General features: G+C 39.6%; 16 protein-coding genes. 9 read left to right on the forward strand and 7 right to left on the reverse strand.

Annotation, left to right across the window (positions count from 1 at the left end; translation table 11 throughout):
* Positions 1 to 2: 2 nt before the first annotated feature.
* Positions 3 to 254 carry a hypothetical protein gene (locus tag ESV85_RS13510; protein WP_146918460.1) on the reverse strand — a complete coding sequence of 84 codons (252 nt, stop codon included), beginning with the start codon at positions 252 to 254 and terminating at the stop codon, positions 3 to 5.
* 3 nt (positions 255 to 257) lie between these two features.
* Positions 258 to 1,388, reverse strand: a complete 1,131-nt coding sequence (locus tag ESV85_RS13515) for a glycosyltransferase (RefSeq protein WP_146918462.1) — start codon at positions 1,386 to 1,388, stop codon at positions 258 to 260.
* 21 nt (positions 1,389 to 1,409) lie between these two features.
* Here ESV85_RS13515 and ruvC point away from each other — a divergent pair, with 21 nt between their 5' ends.
* On the forward strand, positions 1,410 to 1,985 hold the full coding sequence (ruvC, locus tag ESV85_RS13520) for a crossover junction endodeoxyribonuclease RuvC (RefSeq protein WP_092894598.1): 576 nt from the start codon (positions 1,410 to 1,412) through the stop codon (positions 1,983 to 1,985).
* Between the two features lie 51 nt (positions 1,986 to 2,036).
* Here the strand turns inward: ruvC and ESV85_RS13525 are convergent, their stop codons facing one another.
* Positions 2,037 to 2,582 (reverse strand): porin family protein, encoded by a 546-nt coding sequence (locus tag ESV85_RS13525; RefSeq protein WP_146918464.1) that lies wholly within the window; start codon positions 2,580 to 2,582, stop codon positions 2,037 to 2,039.
* Between the two features lie 177 nt (positions 2,583 to 2,759).
* On the opposite strand from ESV85_RS13525, the gene ESV85_RS13530 reads away from it, so the two are divergent.
* On the forward strand, positions 2,760 to 3,323 hold the full coding sequence (locus tag ESV85_RS13530) for a Crp/Fnr family transcriptional regulator (RefSeq protein WP_146918466.1): 564 nt from the start codon (positions 2,760 to 2,762) through the stop codon (positions 3,321 to 3,323).
* A gap of 84 nt (positions 3,324 to 3,407) precedes the next feature.
* Here ESV85_RS13530 and ESV85_RS13535 read toward each other — a convergent pair whose 3' ends face one another.
* The 4 genes from ESV85_RS13535 to ESV85_RS13550 all read right to left on the reverse strand — a co-directional run bounded on the left by ESV85_RS13535 (position 3,408) and on the right by ESV85_RS13550 (position 6,573).
* A complete protein-coding gene (locus tag ESV85_RS13535) occupies positions 3,408 to 3,665 on the reverse strand; it encodes a PIN domain-containing protein (RefSeq protein WP_146918467.1) in 258 nt (85 codons plus the stop codon).
* Between the two features lie 119 nt (positions 3,666 to 3,784).
* Entirely contained in the window at positions 3,785 to 4,051 is a 267-nt protein-coding gene (locus tag ESV85_RS13540; protein ID WP_146918469.1) for a hypothetical protein, read from the reverse strand.
* Complete coding sequence (locus ESV85_RS13545) at positions 4,035 to 5,981, reverse strand: DUF4209 domain-containing protein (RefSeq protein ID WP_146918471.1); 1,947 nt, start codon at positions 5,979 to 5,981, stop codon at positions 4,035 to 4,037. Before ESV85_RS13545 ends, ESV85_RS13540 begins: the two co-directional genes overlap by 17 nt.
* A 52-nt stretch (positions 5,982 to 6,033) precedes the next feature.
* The gene (locus ESV85_RS13550) at positions 6,034 to 6,573 is read right to left on the reverse strand and encodes a hypothetical protein (RefSeq protein WP_146918473.1); all 540 of its coding nucleotides are present in this window, start codon (positions 6,571 to 6,573) and stop codon (positions 6,034 to 6,036) included.
* Between the two features lie 403 nt (positions 6,574 to 6,976).
* Between ESV85_RS13550 and ESV85_RS13555 the strand changes: the two genes are divergently transcribed.
* The 7 genes from ESV85_RS13555 (at position 6,977) to ESV85_RS13585 (ending at position 20,056) form a co-directional block, all read left to right on the forward strand.
* Positions 6,977 to 7,576 carry a hypothetical protein gene (locus ESV85_RS13555; protein ID WP_146918475.1) on the forward strand — a complete coding sequence of 200 codons (600 nt, stop codon included), beginning with the start codon at positions 6,977 to 6,979 and terminating at the stop codon, positions 7,574 to 7,576.
* A 237-nt stretch (positions 7,577 to 7,813) separates the two neighbouring features.
* Entirely contained in the window at positions 7,814 to 9,502 is a 1,689-nt protein-coding gene (locus tag ESV85_RS13560) for a hypothetical protein (protein ID WP_146918477.1), read from the forward strand.
* Positions 9,503 to 9,512: 10 nt separating this feature from the next.
* Positions 9,513 to 10,610, forward strand: a complete 1,098-nt coding sequence (locus ESV85_RS13565; protein ID WP_146918479.1) for a ferritin-like domain-containing protein — start codon at positions 9,513 to 9,515, stop codon at positions 10,608 to 10,610.
* A gap of 3 nt (positions 10,611 to 10,613) precedes the next feature.
* Positions 10,614 to 11,051, forward strand: a complete 438-nt coding sequence (locus ESV85_RS13570; protein WP_146918481.1) for a VOC family protein — start codon at positions 10,614 to 10,616, stop codon at positions 11,049 to 11,051.
* Positions 11,052 to 11,182: 131 nt separating this feature from the next.
* Positions 11,183 to 12,550 (forward strand): purple acid phosphatase family protein, encoded by a 1,368-nt coding sequence (locus ESV85_RS13575; RefSeq protein ID WP_146918483.1) that lies wholly within the window; start codon positions 11,183 to 11,185, stop codon positions 12,548 to 12,550.
* A gap of 173 nt (positions 12,551 to 12,723) precedes the next feature.
* Entirely contained in the window at positions 12,724 to 17,772 is a 5,049-nt protein-coding gene (locus ESV85_RS13580; protein ID WP_223276001.1) for a translocation/assembly module TamB, read from the forward strand.
* A complete protein-coding gene (locus tag ESV85_RS13585) occupies positions 17,762 to 20,056 on the forward strand; it encodes a BamA/TamA family outer membrane protein (protein ID WP_146918485.1) in 2,295 nt (764 codons plus the stop codon). Before ESV85_RS13580 ends, ESV85_RS13585 begins: the two co-directional genes overlap by 11 nt.
* Positions 20,057 to 20,099 lie beyond the last annotated feature (43 nt).

Here is a 20,099-nt window from a genome sequence, read left to right on the forward strand (position 1 = left end):
TTCTAAAGTGTATTATGTGCCATTAGGCCATTTTTTGTCGCCAAAAAATATAAGCCCGTTCCTTCTTTCATGATATCAACCTTTCCAAATCGTTCTTTATCCGGATCATCCAGGCACTTAATATATCCCTGAGAAAAAAGCGATTGCAAAGTTGACAAAAGCAACTCCTCCTCCCAATCCAGGGTTTCTAAAAGATATCCGTAGGGCTGGACGAAATAGAGCTCGTCCATCAAGTCAAATTCCTCGTCGTTCATGATTTAATTTTCAGATTCTAAATTAACACTTCTCCCGTTACCCCTGCCTTTCCAAGTAAACTTTCCGTTCAAAGCTCCAATCCCAACTCGCAAGACATAGAATGGATGTACAAATGAAGTTTGAAATATTGAGAGGTTACTCTGTTGCTTATCTAAATTTTTCAAGACTTTACCCAAGCTTAACTTTTCAGCAAATACTTTTATCAGCCAAACTAGCCCAAAAGCCAGAACTCCTCTTCCGCCCAGGAAAATCAAAAAAATGCTACCAATCCAAATCAACTGCATCAAAAATACGCCCGCAGCGGACATAGCATGTGAAAGAGAGAAATGCGCTTTCCACTTACTTGCCCAACGAACTCGCTGATTGATCAATGCCTGCCAATTAGGCTCTGGCTTGGTAATGACCAAAATATCCGGGGAGGACAGATAGAAACAAGCTTCTTTACCGTACATTTTGTGTATTTTCTTCAGCAAAAACTCATCATCACCCGAAGCAAAATCTCGATTTCCTTCGTATCCATTTACTTTCTGAAAAGCCTCTTTCCTATAGGCCAGATTTGCTCCGCTACACATCAGTGGCTCCTTCTGGGCAAAAGTGTACTTAGTCATTAATAAAATACTTGCCCAATCAAGTGATTGAAATGCTTCTATAAACTTGCCATTTCCCTCCACCATCACAGCTCCTGCCACCAACTGAACTTTCGGGTTTTGGAAAGGCAAAATCATATGTTCCACCCAATCTTCAGGAAAACCACAATCCGCATCTGTGCAAAGAATAATTTGTCCAGAAGCTATTTTCACTCCATATTCCAATGCGCTTTTCTTTCCTTTCCTATCACTTCGAATGACTTTGAAGTTTTGATTTTCTTCAAAACTCTTATCCAATAGCTGAAAAGAGTCATCGTCAGAATGATCATCTATCAGCAGAATCTCAAGGCCTGGATACTTGAGCTTCTTCAAGTTCAAACTTAGGCTTGGGATATTTTTAGCTTCATCTCGAAAAGGAATGATCAATGTCACTGCTGGAATAAACGCCTGATTGACTGGTTCATTTTTAATAGATGTCCAAAATCTACTCACCCACCAAAGTAATGTGAAGTAACTCAGAGACCAGATCAGGTAAAAACTTAGCATGTTTTGGGCTAACTTGCGGGGGTGAGCAAAGAACAAGAAAAAGCACCAAAGGAAAAAATCATTTTAGGCATAGATCCAGGAACAAATGTAATGGGTTATGGAGTGATTTTGACGGAAGGCAAAAAGTACAAACTCCTACAATACGGCGTAATTCATCTTAAAAAGTATGAAACGCATGAATTGAAACTCAAGAAAATTTTTGAACGAATCACAGGGATTTTGGAAGAATTTATGCCTGACAGCGTCGCTTTGGAAGCTCCATTTTTCGGCGTAAATGTGCAATCCATGCTCAAGCTAGGCCGTGCACAAGGTGTTGCGATGGCAGCGGCTTTGGCAAGAGATATTCCTATCACTGAATATTCTCCTAAAAAAGTGAAGCAGTCAGTAACTGGAAATGGAAATGCATCCAAAGAGCAAGTTGCAGCTATGCTTCAAACACTTTTCTCCATAACTGAGCTCCCTAAAATGCTGGATGCTACGGATGCTTTGGCGGTGGCACTTTGCCATCATTTTCACGACGGAAGAATTCAGACAAAGGGAAGAAATGCGGGCTGGAAATCGTTCATAGAAGAAAATCCAGATCGGCTGAAAAAATAAAAGCCCGGCAAATCACCGAGCTTTTAAAGTCATTCTAAAGTTGAAAATCAATTAGAGATCTATCCCAAGCGAAAATTTCAACACATTGTTTTTAACATCTTGATCAAAGTAATTCAGGCTCTGAAGACCAAAGTCATAACTCACCTGAGCATTCAAATTCATAGGTAGCTTCACTCCCACACCTACTACACCTGAGATATCATAAGCCTTTATTGCCTCTGTGCTTGTTTCTGTGTTTCCTCCATTTTCATACTTTCTTGAAAGCAGAGCTGATCCCTGAGGTCCTGCAAAAACGTTAACAATTGGCAAGAAATTCACTCGAAGAAGAACTGGCAAATCAATGTAATTTAATCGCTCAGTAATTTCTCCAGCTCCCCCTTGGTCAACCATATATCCTTTTTGCGAAAACTGAAGTCCTGATTCTAAGGATATAAGTCCCAAATCCTTTCGATAATAAGTTCCTGCATGAAATCCTGCTATAGCATCAGAATCGAAATCTGAGAAATTAGCACTACTGTAGCCCGCCCGAACACCAAACTGTGCATTTGCCGTACTGAAGAGTCCCAATGCAAAGAATAAAACCAATAGCTTTTTCATAGATGTTAATTTATTGATGATTTTGATGGTTAGAATTCAATTCTTAATACACTTATTAAATAGATATTTTCAGGAATACTGTAACTGTTACTTCACTTCTCTTTAAATTAAGTGGGTAAAACCAATCAAAGGGTTATCACCCTAATCCATCCACCTAATTTTTTTATTAACTAATAAATGGAAAATTTCTCAAGCTTATTCAGCAAATTCCCGACCACAAGTGATAAAGCAAAAGCTGCTTTTGCAAATCACCTGGAAGAATTTGAAGTAGAAAAAGGGTTTTTATTAGAAAAAGAAGGTCAAGTAAGTAAATATCTCTACTTCGTAGCGAAAGGGTCTGCAAGGAGCTATTATATCCGTGACAACAGGGATATCACTGTCTCATTTACATTAGATGAAGAATTTGTAACTGCTATGCATTCTTTTATTACCAGAAAACCATCCTACGAAAACATCGAAACGATGGAGAAAAGCAAAGTATTCAAAATATCTTATGAAGGTCTTCAATCGTGCTTTATTGATTTCCCAGAACTGGAACGTGCCTATCGTATGATTTTGGAACAGTACTACATTGTACTCGAAGAGCATCAGATATTCAACAAATTCAAAACAGCGAGGGAAAGATACCTCGAACTGATGCAATACCGACCCAAAGTGATCCATAAAGCTTCCGTTGGTCAAATCGCTTCATTTCTGGATATGACCATAGAAACTCTCAGTCGAATCCGCGCAAGGATCTGAGGAATCAAAATGTTTGAGAGAAATCCGGATATCTCTGATAATGCATTTGATGTTGAGTGGAACTATAAACATATAACCTCATGGCTACAGTAAATTTTTTGGATTTAAATAATTCAACCCCATACCTGACATCTTTAAAAAATCTTTGTCATTGTAGGAAATCAAAACCAAATTATTTACGATCGCGGTAGCAGCAATAATTGCATCTGGAATTTTAATTTTTAATACCCTCCTTATTTCAATTGTCTTATCAATGATCTTTTGATCTATCAGAAAAACCGTTGATCCTGAAATAAATTTATGGAAAACATCTACTTCTTCCTCAACTCTACCCCAAACCAATCATTCTATTTCAGTAATGAAAGAAACAAGACATTCCTTTTCAAGAATATCACCTAAAAACTCGAGTTCCTTTTCCTTTACTGACTCTCCTAAAAAATAGATAACAGCATTGGTATCAATTAAAAATCTCTCTCCCATTCATTTCGCAATTCGTTGATTCGATTATTTATCTCATCTTCTGATTTTCTCTTGATTTTACCTCTTAGACAAGAAATCCCTGTTTTTGTCCCATTGATGGAAGGCAGACTTAAGAGTGTCTTTGGTGTTAAAACCTCAATATTGACACCAATTCTCAATATACCAGAATCAATTTGATCTGATCTAAGAGGAACCAACCATTTGGTTATCTGGTAGCTTATTATAGGCTCATTAACGGTAGCTATCATATACTTTATTCTTCTGGATCGGTACAAATTTATATTTACTCAATTTAAGAATAATACAAAACAGTACAATTAAATTCCCTAATGAATACTCGTTAAAATCTAATAGACCGTGTGCCACTTTATTTCTGAGATTTAAACCTGCCTTTTCAGTCATTACATATTTTATCAATATCCTATCATCTTCATCAAAATTGGTCACTTGATCTGGCTTAGATAAAGGTCGATCTTTAATATCAGCTAATAGATCATCAAGAAGCTTTTCCATAACTACATCTTTCCCTTTAGGTCTGAATTTAAATGTGGGTAAACCAAGTCGCTCGACAAAGAACCTGACCAGCCCTTCAATTTTTAAAGTGAGACTGTCCGTACTGGTTAATAGGTCTGGAAAGTTTTTGTGATCGAGTCGGTAATCTTCCATTTCTGCAAATAAGTATTTCAAAGGAGGTTTTAGGATATCTAGAGGGATCACTTTAACTTTTGCACCATAGTATTCACGGGTTATAGACTCATTCATCCAGGTTTTTTCAAGATGAACCAGCACCGACTTATAGGTAAGCTTTTTTGCAGTGATTGCCTCCATAAAAAAGTCAAACATTGTCTGGGTGCCCATTTGAAATTGAAAACCGTAAGATGTCCAAAAATTCAATTCTTCCTTTTCTTGGTCAGAGGAGAATTTTTCAATTGTATTTCCAAACTTATCCATGATTGATGCGGGAATCATAGAAAGTAAAACACTTTTCTTAGCTAAATCTTTTGCCAATTCCGTTGATTTCTCCACCGAGGCATACCAAGGACTTTGAATAAAAAAGGAAATAATATCCTGTTCATTGGAAGCGGAAACTGTATTATGAATCTGCTTTTGTATCGCTTCGACTTCTTCTTGAGGTAACTCCTTTGCAAACCTTCCCATCTCAATTTTGCCCCTGAGTTGAGAATATTTGATCTCAAGCCTTTCTATGTCTAGTTCGGAATTAATTTGTTTGTATAAAACCAAAGCATCTTCTACAAATGACAACGCGGCCATATTTCTTGTCCCTTCGCCCTCATTAGCAAGTTTCTCATATAATCTTGCTTTTTTTAAGATCAAATCCTGACTGCCCCCCCCTTTTTTCTGTTGGATTTCTATACAAGTATTGATGGCGTAAATAGCTCCCCAGACTTGGGCTTTTTCCAATTCTATAGCACCTTGTAAATTTTTCAAAATAACAGCATCGAAATCTATCCAATCTTTAAATGTTTTGAATTCCTCTGACATCAAATCCGATAAATCTAACAAAATCCTTAATGTCCCCTCTTTACTTACATTCCAAGTTAGATGTGCTGAAAAAGTAAATAACACTATTTCTTTAAGTAAACTCTGAAACTTCTCTCTTTTGGCTATTTGAAATGCCAATTTCAAAGTATGGAAAAAATATAGAAAATATCCCTTCGAGGCTTGGTCATCTGCAGCTTTCCCCAAGTATTGTTTACAAAGAGTGAAAAGCAATTCTCCAAGCTCTAATTTAAAATCACGATGCTTTGAATACCTTGTCTTTTTGCCGAAATAAACCAAAAGCCCGTATTCTACTTTTGCAAAAAGGTTTTTACATGAATTATATCTTTCTTCGAAATACTTAAATTTCTCTTCATCATACTTAACAATATCTGGCCAATAGAAAGGCGCCTCCTCACCACTTTTCAACGTATAGGTACCACTCATTTGCCAAGACAATCCATCTATCTTCCCATTATCAAGCTCGGCTTTCTGATCAAATGATTTATTTATGAGAAAACCCTCTCTTTCGAGGTTTGCGAGCTGTGCCTTAGATTCATCATTCTTTTCGACCAACTTTTTAGCCAACTCTTCCAACAAAAGCGTAACCTCTCCGACATCGGATTGATCAAAATAGGATTGATCTAAAAAAACATAAAATTCCTGAATGCTATTCATTTTATTGATATTAATATCCCATCCTTAAATTAAAAATTGAGTTGTACCCATACTAACTCCCACTCCCCTTAAACTGATCTTCTTTATAAGCGAATAATACATTGAAAGTGGTGAGGGAACCATAGCAGCGGGTAATATACTGCTGCAATCCAACTCGATCTTCGTCGTCCAACTTTGGATGATTGTTGATGTTTTGCTCCAAGACGCGAAGCTTCTCGCGTACCATTACGATCTTATGAAAGAAGGTCGCCATCGGGATTTCTTTGGCTTGCAGTGAATCATCATTTGGTTCGAAAACCACATTCCCTCCCATCCATTTTCCTCCAAGCGGCACAATCGGTGCTCTTTCAGCTGTTTGCAGCAAAGCCTCTTTGATTGCTCTTTCCACATCCTTCATCGTAAGCATGGGAAAATCAGGAACTTTTGCTTCATCTATCATAAAACCCTCATAATCCCTAGCGAGCGTTTTGATTTCTTCGTTGTTATAAAAATAGATTTTGTAATACGTATCGTCCACAGAAAGAATCATTCCTGTACCGAATTTTGGGTGGGAAAGCTTGCTCCCTGCTGCTAATTCACTTGCTGATGCCATTGTGAGAAAAGGTTTAAGCAACCAAAATAATGAATTTTAGTAAAACCTAAGCAACTAAATGGCAGTTGGCGGAGTCCTAATCCTCCCCACCAAATCAAAGTGCCAGTTACTAGAATTGAAGCAAAATAGCGCTCAAACAAAAAGCCGGAATTTTCGCTGGCAATCCTGCAATTCATACGCATGATTTTATTGGCAACGGAGGCTTCAGAGAATCGGCAGCATTCAAACACAAGCATTTCTTATACCGCTACAGTAAAACTTTTTAGAACGCAATTTAAAGCCATAACAAAAGAGAAATTATGGGTGAATTCAGTCAACAGAATTTCGCAAATTAACCTTCGCAAAATCCAGTATTCCCTAGTTGTGTTATATATTGGTTGTTAGGTATCTATCAACAAAATTTATGAAAAACCTTCCCCGAATCATCCTTATGCTCATTTCCATCTTCTTGGGGTTTACATTTTGGGGTTCGGGTATGGCCAAACTATTCTATGAACATAGATTTTTTGGATGGATCGGGCCTGTTTGGCTGATCGAAAGATTAGAGCCTTATGGACTTGGTTTTTATGGGAAATTCATTGCGCTCAGCCAAATAGCAATTGGCTACATGCTGATCACCACTCGGTACAAATTATTGGGAAGTATCATGATGTTGCCGCTGATCGGGAATATTCTGATGGTAACTATTTCCTTGGACTGGAGTGGGACTCCTTATGTTTTAGCATTTCTACTTCTCTTGGATTTGATTCTACTCTGGCAATACCGGGATTTTTTCAGACCGCTAATTGATGAGGGGAAAAGTAGCTATGATGTGAAAACTAGACCCATACGAAGTCGAAATGGACATTTGGTTTGGCTAGCAAGCCTAGCACTGCAGTTCTTTGCTATTCAGGTATCATTTTGGAGTTGGCCTATAGCTTTGGTAATCGTTATTCTTGGGTTAATTATGTCGGCCTTGAGTTTTCGTGTGGATCTTTTGAATGAAAAGGCCAATGCGACATAACTTTGGTTTAAGCGAATTTAGTCAAGTCACATTTTTATTACTCTGTCCTTTCTACCATAGGTTTACTCCCTTTTAAATCAAATAATGATTGTTTTTTCAACTTAAAACAACAAAAACATAACACATTCATAACAAGATTTTTTAATCTAAAATAATTGGATTTAAGACTAGCATTTCCAAACAACAAGCATTAACTTAAAATTTCTTTTTTAACCATTACTTTTAATCTTTCATAAAATGGCATACTTAAATTCCCCCCGATTGACTTTTTCGGGGCAGTTTCAAGCAGACCCTTCGACGGTCAACAACGATCCAACACACTTCAACAACGAAACCTTCAAACCCGAGTACCAGAAATTCTCAGATGGAGACAATCCAAATGGCTGGTGGAATCCTGAAGGAACCGGTAGCTGGCGCTTCCTTAGTTGTGGAGTAAAAAGTGTGACCTATATGGACGGGACTTCTACCTCAAATCCTGCGGATGACCCTATTATCGGAATGACCATCATGGATTCCAGCAGCAAAGTAGCTGGGAAAATTGTTGATCTGGACACTCAGCAGCAGATGGTTTCTGCTCTTTGGGGATTGGTAGTCCGATTAGTCTCCGGTGACAAGGAGATTATCAAGTCGGATTATGAGGTTGCTTCTTTTACTAATATTTGGATGGCTAGAGCGCCCAAATTAGGTGGAGACACAAGGGCTGCGGCGATCTTTCAATCTGTCTTGACTAATATTTCATGGGATATTGACTCCTGTAATTCAAGGTATTTGAATGAGCTTTATTCAGTGAGCAAGGATAAGCTTTCCATACAGTTCACTACAGATCTTTATGATATGGATCATACTTCGCCACAGTTTACGATTGGTAGAATTGTAGGATCTATTGGGCCCTACTTCGAGGGTGAACCCACACATATTACAATAGGCAGACCTCTAGTGCCACAAAATCCAAGTACTACCAATTATGCCAATGCTATCGTTGATTCAAAATTGAATCAACTTGTTTTGGATTTGGCAAATTCATTCCAGATCAATCCTGATGGTAAACTCATTGATAACAGCAACTTACAGTTGGCTGTAAACAAAGGAGAAAACGGGAACGATGACTTAATAGCTATAGGAGAAATCATCCTAAATGATGCTGATTGGTATGGAATCAAATCAGGTATCAACACCATCGCTCTAGGAGATAAGACAAGTCTGGTAGAACAATATCCACTTGTCATACTAGATTCAGAAAAGAACATCCTTTTCAGAGAAAGTATTGAATATGTCTGCGCAGACAAATTTGTGTTTTATTTAAACCCAAATGAAAAATGCCAAGTGGATCTTTATGCCAGCAAGCTTGGTCAGCCTTTAGCAGGAAAGGAGATAGAATTCCAATTAATCGATATTCCCTTTGGCCCTACTCCTCCTGTAGCTGGCGTACCCAAATCAACGATAAAACTACCCACACCTATCACCTCTGATGCGTCTGGAAAGGCTGTTCTTACTATTAAAGCCGATGACCCAGGTAATCCTAGAGGCTATATTGATGGACAAGTTTTTGGCGTGGCATATAATTTCAGTGACGCTTATTTTTCTGATTGTAACCAATCAAATTTCATCAGCCTGCTCGTCTTTGATAGCGTAGATCCGTCGAAAATTGCAAACCCGAGTTGGGAGGACATCCTACCCATCATGCAACAATACTCCAATCTCTATCCATTGATGTCAAAGGGGATTTTTAACCTAGCTGACCAAACCATAGTTGACCAAAATGCCGAAATCCTAAAGTTTGTTTTCAGCAAAGACAGAAAGGATCCTAATTACATGCCTGCTACCAGGGACCTTTCGCGGGATAAATCCTCGATGATTATCAACTATCTAGATTCAGTTTTAAACCAGGCGGGAGTCAAAGACTCCATCACTTTTAAAAAATTATAACTCAAACATCATGATTTTTCTTAAAGCAATTAATATAGAGACCATCGAAGAGCTTCGATCAGCAGTACAGACTGCCATTGAACTTGAGCATTCCACAATACCTCCTTACCTGACAGCCAATTTCACGCTCGTGAACACCGGAAATGATGAGATCTCGAATTTGATCGGGTCGGTAGTTGGAGAAGAAATGCTTCACCTATCCATAGCCTGCAATCTCCTGAATGCTCTGGGAGGAAGCCCGGTGTTAAATCAACCTGGCTTTATTCCCACTTATCCTGGCCCACTTCCTGGAGGAGTAGATACTGGGTTGACCGTTCCTTTGGAAAAATTCTCCTTAGACCTGATCAAAAATGTTTTTATGTCAATTGAGGAGCCTGAAAACCCAATTCAAATCAAGTCGATGGCAATGGCAGAAGACTCCATGACAATCGGGCAGTTTTATCAAAAAATCAAAGATAAAATCGGCAAGCTAGAGTCCGAAGCAAAACAAAAAGGCTCTACCATTTTTACTGGCGACCCTTCTTACCAACTTACTTTCGCGAAATTTTTCCCTGAGAAATTGCTATTCCCAATCACAGACGAAGATTCCGCAATCAAAGGAATCAATATCATAGTGGATCAGGGCGAAGGTACTGACATAGACCCTTTTGTTAATCCAGAGGACACTATGGAAGAAGAGCCTGCGCACTATTACCGATTTGAAGAAATCTATAAGGGAAAAACTCTGGTAAAAGATCCTAGTGCAACAGCTGGTTATTCCTATTCTGGAGCACCTATTGTCTTCAATGAAAAGAATGTCCCCAATATGAAAGAAAATCCTAAAATGGCGGATTTCCCTAAGGACACTTTGGCGTACCAATACAGTAAGCTATTTAATTTTACCTATACCTGTTTACTTAACAGTTTGCACCTGACATTCAATGGTCAGACAGATCAGATCAATGAGTCAATGGGGCTGATGTTTTCTCTTAGGCTATACGCCGGAAAACTATTAGCCACTTCATATCCAAACCAACCTGGCTATGTAGCTGGTCCAAGTTTTGAATATGTAACCAATGAGGATTTGAATGATTCTGACACCGCTCTACTGGCACAAAAACCATCCTGAAAAATGAAATTTGCGGCAGTAGATTTAGTCACAAAAATATCCGTAAGCAATATGAGTAAGTCCAAGGGTTTTTATGAAAAAACCCTTGGCTTCCAACTCGACGCGAGATATACGATCAATAGCGACAATGATTTTGGAGAAATGTCCTATATGCAATTCAACCTTGAAAAATCAGAAGGGCAAAACATTATTTTCGGATTGTATAAGGACATAGACAAGCCCTTTGATCCTATGCCAAATACGGGTACGGTTCCCAGCTTTATAGTGGATGACATTGAAGCTACACTTAGCTTTTTTCAAAAAAATGAGGTAGTAATCGATAAGATTGGGGGAGACTACATCCTCACAAATAAATCTGATCAGGGCTATATTGATAAGTTCTTTTTTTTTCGTGACCCGGACAATAATTCGCTGGTAATCCGTCAAAACATCAACCAATAGTTAAAAAACTCCACCTTCAAATCCCAACTTCATATAGGATATAGATTTAAGAATTCCTTAACACGACTTTCGATATAAACTGCGCTTTTAGACACTTCTTTGCTATATTAAAATCACAAAACTTCAGTTTGATGAACGCGCACTATAAAATCACTTTTGCAACGCTATTTTTTCTAGCATTTTCCACCAACCTTTTCGCCCAGAAATTCCTTCCTTCCGAATTTCCGGATCGAATCGTTCTCAGCTGGTCTGACAATCCCATGACCACTCAGTCGGTCACTTGGCGAACTTCAGCAGAGGTCACTAAATCAAAAGCGCAATTTATCCTTGCCCCAAATACGCCTATCTATTTAGAAAGTGTGGAGACTATTGATTCTAAAATAGAACTGCTCGATGTGGACAGCGTGCAGGCAAATTATCACTCGGTAACTTTTCGACATCTTCAGCCAGCGACCACTTACGCCTATAGAGTAGGAGATGAAAGCACTTGGTCAGAATGGTTTCAGTTCACCACAGCGCCGGAAAAAGGAACACCATTTTCCTTCATTTACTTTGGAGATGCCCAAAATAATCTGAAATCCCAGTGGTCAAGAATCATCAGACAGGCTTATTCAAATCTTCCAAAAGCAGCTTTTATGGTTCATGCGGGTGATTTGATCAACAGTACTCAATCTGACTCAGAGTGGGGCGAGTGGAACTATGCTGGTGGATTCATCAATGCCATGATACCAAGTATCAGCACTCCTGGCAATCATGAATATAATCGTGCGGAAGACGAAACTTTAGTATTGGATTATCATTGGAAAAAGCAATTCACACTTCCGGAGAATGGCCCAAAGGAATTTCCAGAGACAGTTTACTACACCGATTACTCAGATGTACGTATGATTTCACTCAACTCGCAAGAGATTGTTTTGGATGAAAAGTCTATGGAAATTCAGAAAAATTGGCTGGAAAAAGTGCTTTCAGAAAACACCCAAAAATGGACCATCATTACGTTTCATCACCCGATTTACTCTTCAGGCACGGGTAGAGACAATCAGGAATTTCGCGAAGCCTTCAAGCCTATTTTTGACAAATACAAAGTCGATCTCGTGCTACAAGGACATGACCACTCCTATGGCAGAGGAAGAAATCTACCATCTGGCGTGGCAAATCAGGACCCTGCAGCCCAAGGGCCAGTTTATGTGGTATCTGTGAGTGGCCCAAAAATGTACAATCTCACCTTTGATAAGTGGATGGATCGCGCAGCTTCCAACACGCAATTATACCAGCTAATATCTATTGAAGGAAATAGACTCAGCTATGGAGCGTACACCGCCAAAGGTGATTTGTACGATGCATTTGATGTAATCAAGGATGGAAATAAGCCAAAGGAATTCATCGACAGAGCCGACAAAGCCATACAAGAAGCTATCGAGCTAACTCCCGGATCTGACAAGAAAATGACTCCTGAGGAAATGGCGGAGTACATGCGTACCTATAAAAAAGGAAATTAACATCCCGACAACTAATCCTCTCATCCCAAACAAACCGACATATTTGAGGTTTAAAAGTGAACGTAGAATAGCTAAACTGGCTTATTTATTGCCTCAATAGTAGCTTACAGAAAAGTACATTTACAGACAATATTTAAAAACTCAATTCCATTAAACGCTTTTTTGGTAAATTTTTGAAGATTCTGGGTATTACCATCGCTGTAATTCTGGTGATCGTAATTGCCTTGATCTTATTTATCCGTAGCCCTTGGGGTCAGGGGATAATTGTGGAAAAAGCGACCTCCTACGTTTCTGGCAAAACAGGGACTGAAGTATCAATAAAGCGCCTTTTCGTTACTTTTTCCGGGAATATTTACCTAGAAGATTTATACTTAGAAGACACCAATGGAGACACCTTAATTTATTCCAAAAACCTCGAAGCAGGAGTTGCTTTTGGGCCTTTACTCTCCACCGGAAATATCAGCATTACAAAATTGGATTGGGATGGATTAGTGGCTCGCTTGAATCGTACTTCCGAATCGGAGAAGTTCAATTATCTCTTTTTTATTGAGGCTTTCACTACCCAAAATGAGGGTGCTATCGAAGTTGCAGTCGATACCACTTCTTCAAAACCGCTCCAAATCAAACTTTCTCCAATTTCTCTACGCGATATTGACATCACGTATGTAGATGAAATGATGGGGATAGACGCTTCCATTTTACTTGGAGAATTGGATGTAACCATACCCGGATTCGATTTGGTAAAGTATGAGTTCAATATCAAAAAAGTAGCTATTCAAAATGCTCGGATCAAGTATCACCAAACTAAGCCCTTTCCGCCTACTGAAGAATCAACAGAGGAAACTCCGACGCCAACCCTAAACTTGGATGAACTCCAGCTAACCAACGTCACAGCTGATTATATCAATGCCTCTGACAGACAGGAAGCACAGATTCATATTGGAAATTTACAAGCTGAACTTCCCGAAGCAAACCTTCAAACCCAGACCGTCAAGCTCACCAGTCTGGCTTTGGAAAAATCCACGATTCTCTTCCATGATTTTTCAGTTACTTCGCAAAGTGACACCATAGCTACGAGCGCATCTGCTCCTTTCGAATGGCCAGATTGGATCGTTGAAGCTGGAAAAATATCGATTGATTCCACCGACATTGAATACAAATCTGTAGATATTCCTGTTAGAAAAGGACAGTTTAACCCTGAGGCAATTGTTATCTCCAACTTAGTCTTAGATGCTAAAGATTTATTCCTAAAAGATGAACAAATCGGCGCAAAACTGCAGAAGTTCCATTTCCAAGAAGGTAGTGGTTTTGAGCTAAAAGAACTCCAGTTTGATTTAGAAGCAGGGAACAATTCAGCTCAGCTGAAAGATCTTTTGCTCACTACAAACCGAAGTAAGCTCGATGCTGGTATTTCGCTTAGCTATCCTTCCATTCAAGCACTTATAGACAATTACGAAACCCTCAGGTTTGATTTGACTGTAAACGAGTCCAAACTCGATGTACGAGATAGCTATTTCTTTGACCCGACATTGGCACAGGACACACTTATTCGTGAGCTTGCAAAGGCCCCGATTTCGCTGGATTTGGTCGCAAATGGAGATCTGAAAGCAATGGATATCTCCAGTCTGAATCTTCATTGGGGAGAAAGCATTTTCAACGCTAGCGGCAAGGTTCAAAACCCGCTGGATGTGGACCAGCTTGTATTTGATTTTCCAAAATTAAACCTACAAACCAACCGCGAAACACTTTTGAAATTTGTCAAGGAGGAAGATTATGGAGTAAAATTCCCTGAGCAAATCACCTTGAAAGGCAATGCCAATGGCATGATCGACGACCTTTTGGCTAATCTGGATTTAGAAACAGACATGGGTAATATCCTTCTCGACGGAGCTTACCAAAACAACGGACAGATTGCCTTTGATGCCAATCTAAAAGTAAATCAACTGCAACTCGGCAACCTCTTAAAGCAACCAGAGCTAGATACTCTGACTTTTGAAATCATAGCCAAAGGTTCTGGATCCAATCTTAATAACTTGAATGCTGAACTGTCCTCCACATTTGAGCGACTTCGCCTTTACGGTTCTGACTATTCTGGACTGAAGCTGGAGGGAAAATTAGTCGATGGAGCAGGTGATATACAAGCAGGTTTGGATTCAAAGTTTTTAGACTTTGACCTGCTGACAAAATTAGATCTAGATTCAGTGAATACTAAAATCGATCTAAACCTGGATTTGAAAGGCGCTGACTTTTATGAACTTGGTCTCTCAGGCAAAAGCTCCCGGGCACAACTAAAACTCGATGCAAATTTCGAAGGAAATCTAGAAGAGTTTGACCTCAAAGCGCTGCTTCAAGACGGAACAATTCTTTACGACAACAGGAATTATCCTTTAGGAACTCTGTCTGCGGATGCAAGTGTAAGAGATGATTCTACAAGTGTGGACATTGCAAGCAAATTGGTAAACGGATACGTACGTACGAACACCAACCCTAGCGAATTATTCGAGGCACTAACCGCCCATTTCCGCCATTACCTAGACAAGTCTGACACCTTGGCTTTTACTGATGAGCGAGATATAGTTATGAATATGGATTTGAAGATTTCTGACGATCCTTTACTTTCTGAAGTTCTCATTCAAGGATTGCAGCAGTTTGACTCAGCAAGCATAAAAGCTGATTATTTCCAAAACATAGATTCGCTGACTGCCACTATAGAATTCCCATATATCAACTACTCGGGAACTGAAGTGGATAGTCTGGGAGTGAGAATCAGATCAAACAGAGAGGAACTTCGTCTTTATTTGGGGTTCCAGGATTTGACCTCAGGACCATTAAGCATGGATAAAACCTTCTTTACAGGTCAGCTGGCAGATTCGCGATTATATTTTGACTTCCACTCTTACGAAGAAGATGAACGCACCTATCACGTATCTTCAGATATTGGGCTCAACGGCGATACACTTAGTTATCATGTTTCCTCTATAGATCTGATTTTAAAGGGAGAAGAATGGGCAATACCTGAGAAAAACTTTGTCAAATATTCCGGTGAAAGTCTAGAATTCAAAGACTTTAAATTCACTAAAGGCAATCAAGCACTTTCCATGGTGAATAATGCAGAAGGATTCACCGAAGAGAATATAGCTCTTCTATTTCAAGGATTTAGACTATCCACTTTTACCAGCCTGCTGAATCCTGAAGAAATCATAGCAGGGGGATTAATGAATGGCCAACTGGTGGTAGAAAACCCTTTCGGAGCTACCGGACTAATGGGGCAACTACAGGTCGATAGCCTGAAAGTTGTCGGTGTCCCTCTAGGAAGTCTGAATTTGGAAGCTACCGCAAAGAGTCTTGGGAATTATATTTTAGAACTCACCATAAAAGATGCAGGGCTTGACTTGGACTTGAACGGAGAATTTGTGGCAGACGAGTCAGGTGGTGAATTTGACATAACCTTAGATCTGAATAAGATCGAAATGCAGAAGCTAGCTGAACTTTCGCAGGGTCAAATTTTGCAAGGCGAAGGTTATCTATCTGGAAAAATTACAGCCAATGGAACTACCAATGAACCACTTTACGACGGGGAATTCCAGTTTCATGAAGCTTCTCTCATTCCCGCAGAACTGAATACTAAATACCTGCTATCCAATGAAACCATACGAATGGATAATGATGGCGTTTACTTTGATCAGTTCACTTTAAGAGACATTGAGAATAACACCTTTGAAATTGACGGCACTATCTTCACGGAGAGTTTTATCAACCCATCATTCGATTTAAAACTAAGTGCGGATAATTTCATGGCTGTGAATTCCACAGATAAGGAAAGTGATCTGATTTATGGAAAAGCATCGCTGGACGCTGATGTCACCATCAAAGGTGATTTGGTTTTACCCATAGTGAATGCTCGGCTAGGTGTCAAAAACAATACGGATTTGACCGTGATCATTCCAGAATCTCAGCTTGATTTGGTAGAGCGAGAAGGTGTTGTACTTTTTGTCAACAAAGAAAATCCTGATGATATCCTGACTAGACAGACAGAAGAAACTACGAGTGCTTTCTCAGGATTTGACATACGAGCCTTACTTAACATAGATCCTGAGGCGCTCTTCACTATCGTCATAGATCCCGCGACTGGAGACAACTTACAGATTTCGGGAGATGCGGACTTGCAAATGGACATCAATCCAAATGGGCGAATTACACTAAGTGGCAACTATGAGATCTCAGGTGGACATTACGAAATGTCCCTCTATAATCTTGTTAGTAAGAAATTTGACATTAAACAGGGAAGTCGAATCACTTGGAATGGAGACCCAATGGATGCGAGCATGGATATCCAAGCGATTTATACGGTAGAAACTGGTGCATCGGAACTGATGTCTTCTCAGCTCACGGGCAGCAATAATGAGACTAAAAGTCAGTACCAGCAGCAGCTACCTTTCTTAGTGTACCTCAATGTGAAGGGTGAGTTGCTTCGGCCAGAGATTTCATTTACCCTGGATATGCCAGAAAATCAACGTAGTGCTTTTGGAGGAAATGTATACTCTAAGGTATTGCAGATCAATGAGCAGGAAGATGAGCTCAATAAGCAGGTATTTTCCCTCTTAGTACTGAATAGATTCTTCCCTTCTTCGGGTAGTGACGGATCGAATGGAGGTGCAGAATCTCTTGCTAGAAATAGTGTGAGTCAGATACTTTCTGATCAGATGAATGCTCTTTCCAATAAGCTTTTTGGAAACAGTGGTTTTCAAGTAGGCTTTGATGTAGATAGCTATCAAGACTACCAATCCGGAAGTGCTCAAAACCGAACCGACCTCAACATTAATGCTCAGCAGACTTTGTTTGACGATAGATTAACAGTTCAAGTAGGAAGCCAAGTGGATCTCGAAGGAAGCTCTCAAAACTCACAACAAGCCAATTCTATTTTGGCAAATATTAGTTTTGAATACACGCTGACTGAAGATGGTAGATGGAGAATCCGCGCTTTTAGAAAAAATCAATTCCAAAGTATCATCGACGGACAACTCGTGGTGACGGGTGGCGGTTTAATATTTAACCGTGAATTCAACGAATTCTCTGAGCTTTGGAACGCTCCCATATCACCAGAGGATCAGAACAAAACTAATCCTATTGACGAACTGGAAAAAAAGAACAAAAGGAAGAAAAAGACTGAGCTAAGAAACGAGAAAAAGGCTGCCAAAGAATCAAAGAAAAATGAAGACTAGAGGATTCATATCGACTTTAACTATACTTCTACTTGCAGTAGTCCTTAGCTGCAACGTAAAGAAATATATTCCAGAAGGTGAGTTTCTTTACAAAGGCGCTTCATTGGATATAAACGCCACGGAGGACATACAAGGGCTGGAAGATGTAGAGGAAGAGCTAGAAGGGTTGCTGAGACCAGAACCAAATAGTAAAATCTTGGGAATGTATGTAGGACTATGGGCACACTATAAAGGAACCAAGGAAAGGCCAGGATTCATCAACCGCTTTCTGAATAAAAAAATCGGACAAGAGCCTGTTTACTTTAGTCAGGTAAATCCTAGCAGAACAGAAGACTTGATAGTAAACCGGCTGGAAAACAGAGGTTTTTTCTACAGCAATAGTAAGTCGGAAGTGACGCGAAAGGGTCAATTTGCTGAAGTAGCGTACACTGCAAATATTTCAACTCCATACACCCTAACAGAGGTAGTGGTAGATCGGGATAGTTTGGAAATCGACAAGGAGATCATTGCAATGATGAATGAAAGCCTTCTGGATTCAGGAAGTAGATTTGACCTCAATACACTGAACGCTGAACGAACCCGAATCGATTCCACCCTGAAAGAAAAGGGCTATTACAACTTTAATAATGACTTCTTAATTTTTGAAGCCGACACGAACATTTCTGACAGTCTTCGTCTATTCAAACTTTATTTGAGACTTAAGAAAAATGTCCCTGCTAAAGGCATTATTCCATACAAGATTGATACGATTAACGTGTTTCCTAATTATTCCATAGATGAGGACGGGGACAAGCTGGATACAACCATATACGATGACAAAAACTTTATCCAAGGGAATTTTGTCTTCAAGCCAAGGTTGCTAAACGAGTACATACTTATAGAAAATAATCAGCGGTACAAACCTACCCTCTCCAGACTTTCGAGCAATCGCCTCAGCTCTATAGGCAATTATAAGTTTGTGAATCTTCGCTATGAGGAATTAGCTTCCAGCGACACATTGGGACATCTCAAAGCTAGTTTTTACCTGTCGCCAATGACAAAAAGGTCATTACGGGCTGAGCTACTAGCAGTAACCAAATCCAACAACTTTGCGGGTCCAGCTTTGAATTTGATTTATAGAAACCGAAACTTATTCAAGGGTGGAGAAATGTTGAATTTGACGGGACGGGCAGGTTATGAATTTCAAATAGCGGGAGGAGAAAATAGAAAAGGACTTCAATCTTTTGAGCTGGGCTTAGGTGCTGATTTGATTTTCCCTCGGGTTATTTTCTTTGTGCCAATCAAAGAAAAATTCAGTTACTCAGTACCCAAAACAAAGATGGGGATCAGTGCGGAATACCTGAGCAGAGGGGGGCTTTATAGGTTGAAGTCTATTTCTGCCAACTATGGCTACTTCTGGAACGCAAATCAATATGCTTACCATGAAATCAATCCTATTAGTCTGAGTGTAGTAAACCTCAGCAAGACTTCACCCGAATTTGACCAGATCTTAAATGACAATCCATTTTTGAAGCGCAGCTTTGATCAGAATTTCATCGCTGGAATTAATTACACTTTTAACTACAACAAGCTAAACGACAGATTTCGAACTCACGGTTATTTCCTAGGATTAGGGCTTGATTTTGCTGGAAATACTGTTCACCTGCTCGACAAAATCTCGGGCACCGATGATGGTAAATTCCTAGGATTGGAGTATGCCCAATACGGAAAAATAGATCTTGATCTACGATATCATTGGAACATTGACAAAAAACAAACTATTGCAACTCGCCTATTTGCCGGTATGGGTATGCCTTATGGCAACTCACAGTCTTTACCCTACATCAAGCAGTACTTTTCTGGAGGCCCAAATAGTGTGAGGGCATTTCGAATTCGCTCCATAGGACCAGGAACTTATCGCCCGGATGACTTTGATATCAACTCTTACTTTGATCAATCCGGTGACATTCGTATCGAGGGCAACATTGAATATAGATTCCCTATTGTATCCTTACTGAAAGGCGCCTTTTTTATGGATGCTGGGAATGTCTGGCTGATGAATGAAAATGAAGCCTTGCCAGGAGGCAAATTCACCTCTTCTTGGTGGAGTGAATTAGCTGTAGGAACCGGAGTGGGATTACGGGTGGATATTCAGTTTTTTGTGATTCGTTTTGATTTGGCTACTCCGCTGCGCGTTCCCTATCTGGATGAAGGTGAGCGATGGGGAAATACATTTGACATCGGAAGCAGATCTTGGAGAAAACAGAATTTGGTATTCAATTTTGCTATTGGTTATCCTTTCTAAGTTCAAAAGATAAAACAGAGAATTTAACAATTCACTTCGTTGA

The organism is Algoriphagus aquimarinus (assembly GCF_007997215.1).
In the GTDB taxonomy this organism is placed as follows: domain Bacteria; phylum Bacteroidota; class Bacteroidia; order Cytophagales; family Cyclobacteriaceae; genus Algoriphagus; species Algoriphagus aquimarinus_A.

Excerpts from the sequence above, each read along its gene's own strand:
- ESV85_RS13585 (WP_146918485.1), top strand. The coding sequence starts at position 17,762 with ATGAAGACTAGAGGATTCATATCGACTTTAACTATACTTCTACTTGCA.
- ESV85_RS13515 (WP_146918462.1), bottom strand. The coding sequence starts at position 1,388 with ATGCTAAGTTTTTACCTGATCTGGTCTCTGAGTTACTTCACATTACTT.
- ESV85_RS13510 (WP_146918460.1), bottom strand. The coding sequence starts at position 254 with ATGAACGACGAGGAATTTGACTTGATGGACGAGCTCTATTTCGTCCAG.
- ESV85_RS13525 (WP_146918464.1), bottom strand. The coding sequence starts at position 2,582 with ATGAAAAAGCTATTGGTTTTATTCTTTGCATTGGGACTCTTCAGTACG.
- ESV85_RS13565 (WP_146918479.1), top strand. The coding sequence starts at position 9,513 with ATGATTTTTCTTAAAGCAATTAATATAGAGACCATCGAAGAGCTTCGA.
- ESV85_RS13570 (WP_146918481.1), top strand. The coding sequence starts at position 10,614 with ATGAAATTTGCGGCAGTAGATTTAGTCACAAAAATATCCGTAAGCAAT.
- ESV85_RS13550 (WP_146918473.1), bottom strand. The coding sequence starts at position 6,573 with ATGGCATCAGCAAGTGAATTAGCAGCAGGGAGCAAGCTTTCCCACCCA.
- ESV85_RS13575 (WP_146918483.1), top strand. The coding sequence starts at position 11,183 with ATGAACGCGCACTATAAAATCACTTTTGCAACGCTATTTTTTCTAGCA.
- ESV85_RS13560 (WP_146918477.1), top strand. The coding sequence starts at position 7,814 with ATGGCATACTTAAATTCCCCCCGATTGACTTTTTCGGGGCAGTTTCAA.
- ESV85_RS13555 (WP_146918475.1), top strand. The coding sequence starts at position 6,977 with ATGAAAAACCTTCCCCGAATCATCCTTATGCTCATTTCCATCTTCTTG.
- ESV85_RS13545 (WP_146918471.1), bottom strand. The coding sequence starts at position 5,981 with ATGAATAGCATTCAGGAATTTTATGTTTTTTTAGATCAATCCTATTTT.
- ESV85_RS13530 (WP_146918466.1), top strand. The coding sequence starts at position 2,760 with ATGGAAAATTTCTCAAGCTTATTCAGCAAATTCCCGACCACAAGTGAT.
- ESV85_RS13540 (WP_146918469.1), bottom strand. The coding sequence starts at position 4,051 with ATGATAGCTACCGTTAATGAGCCTATAATAAGCTACCAGATAACCAAA.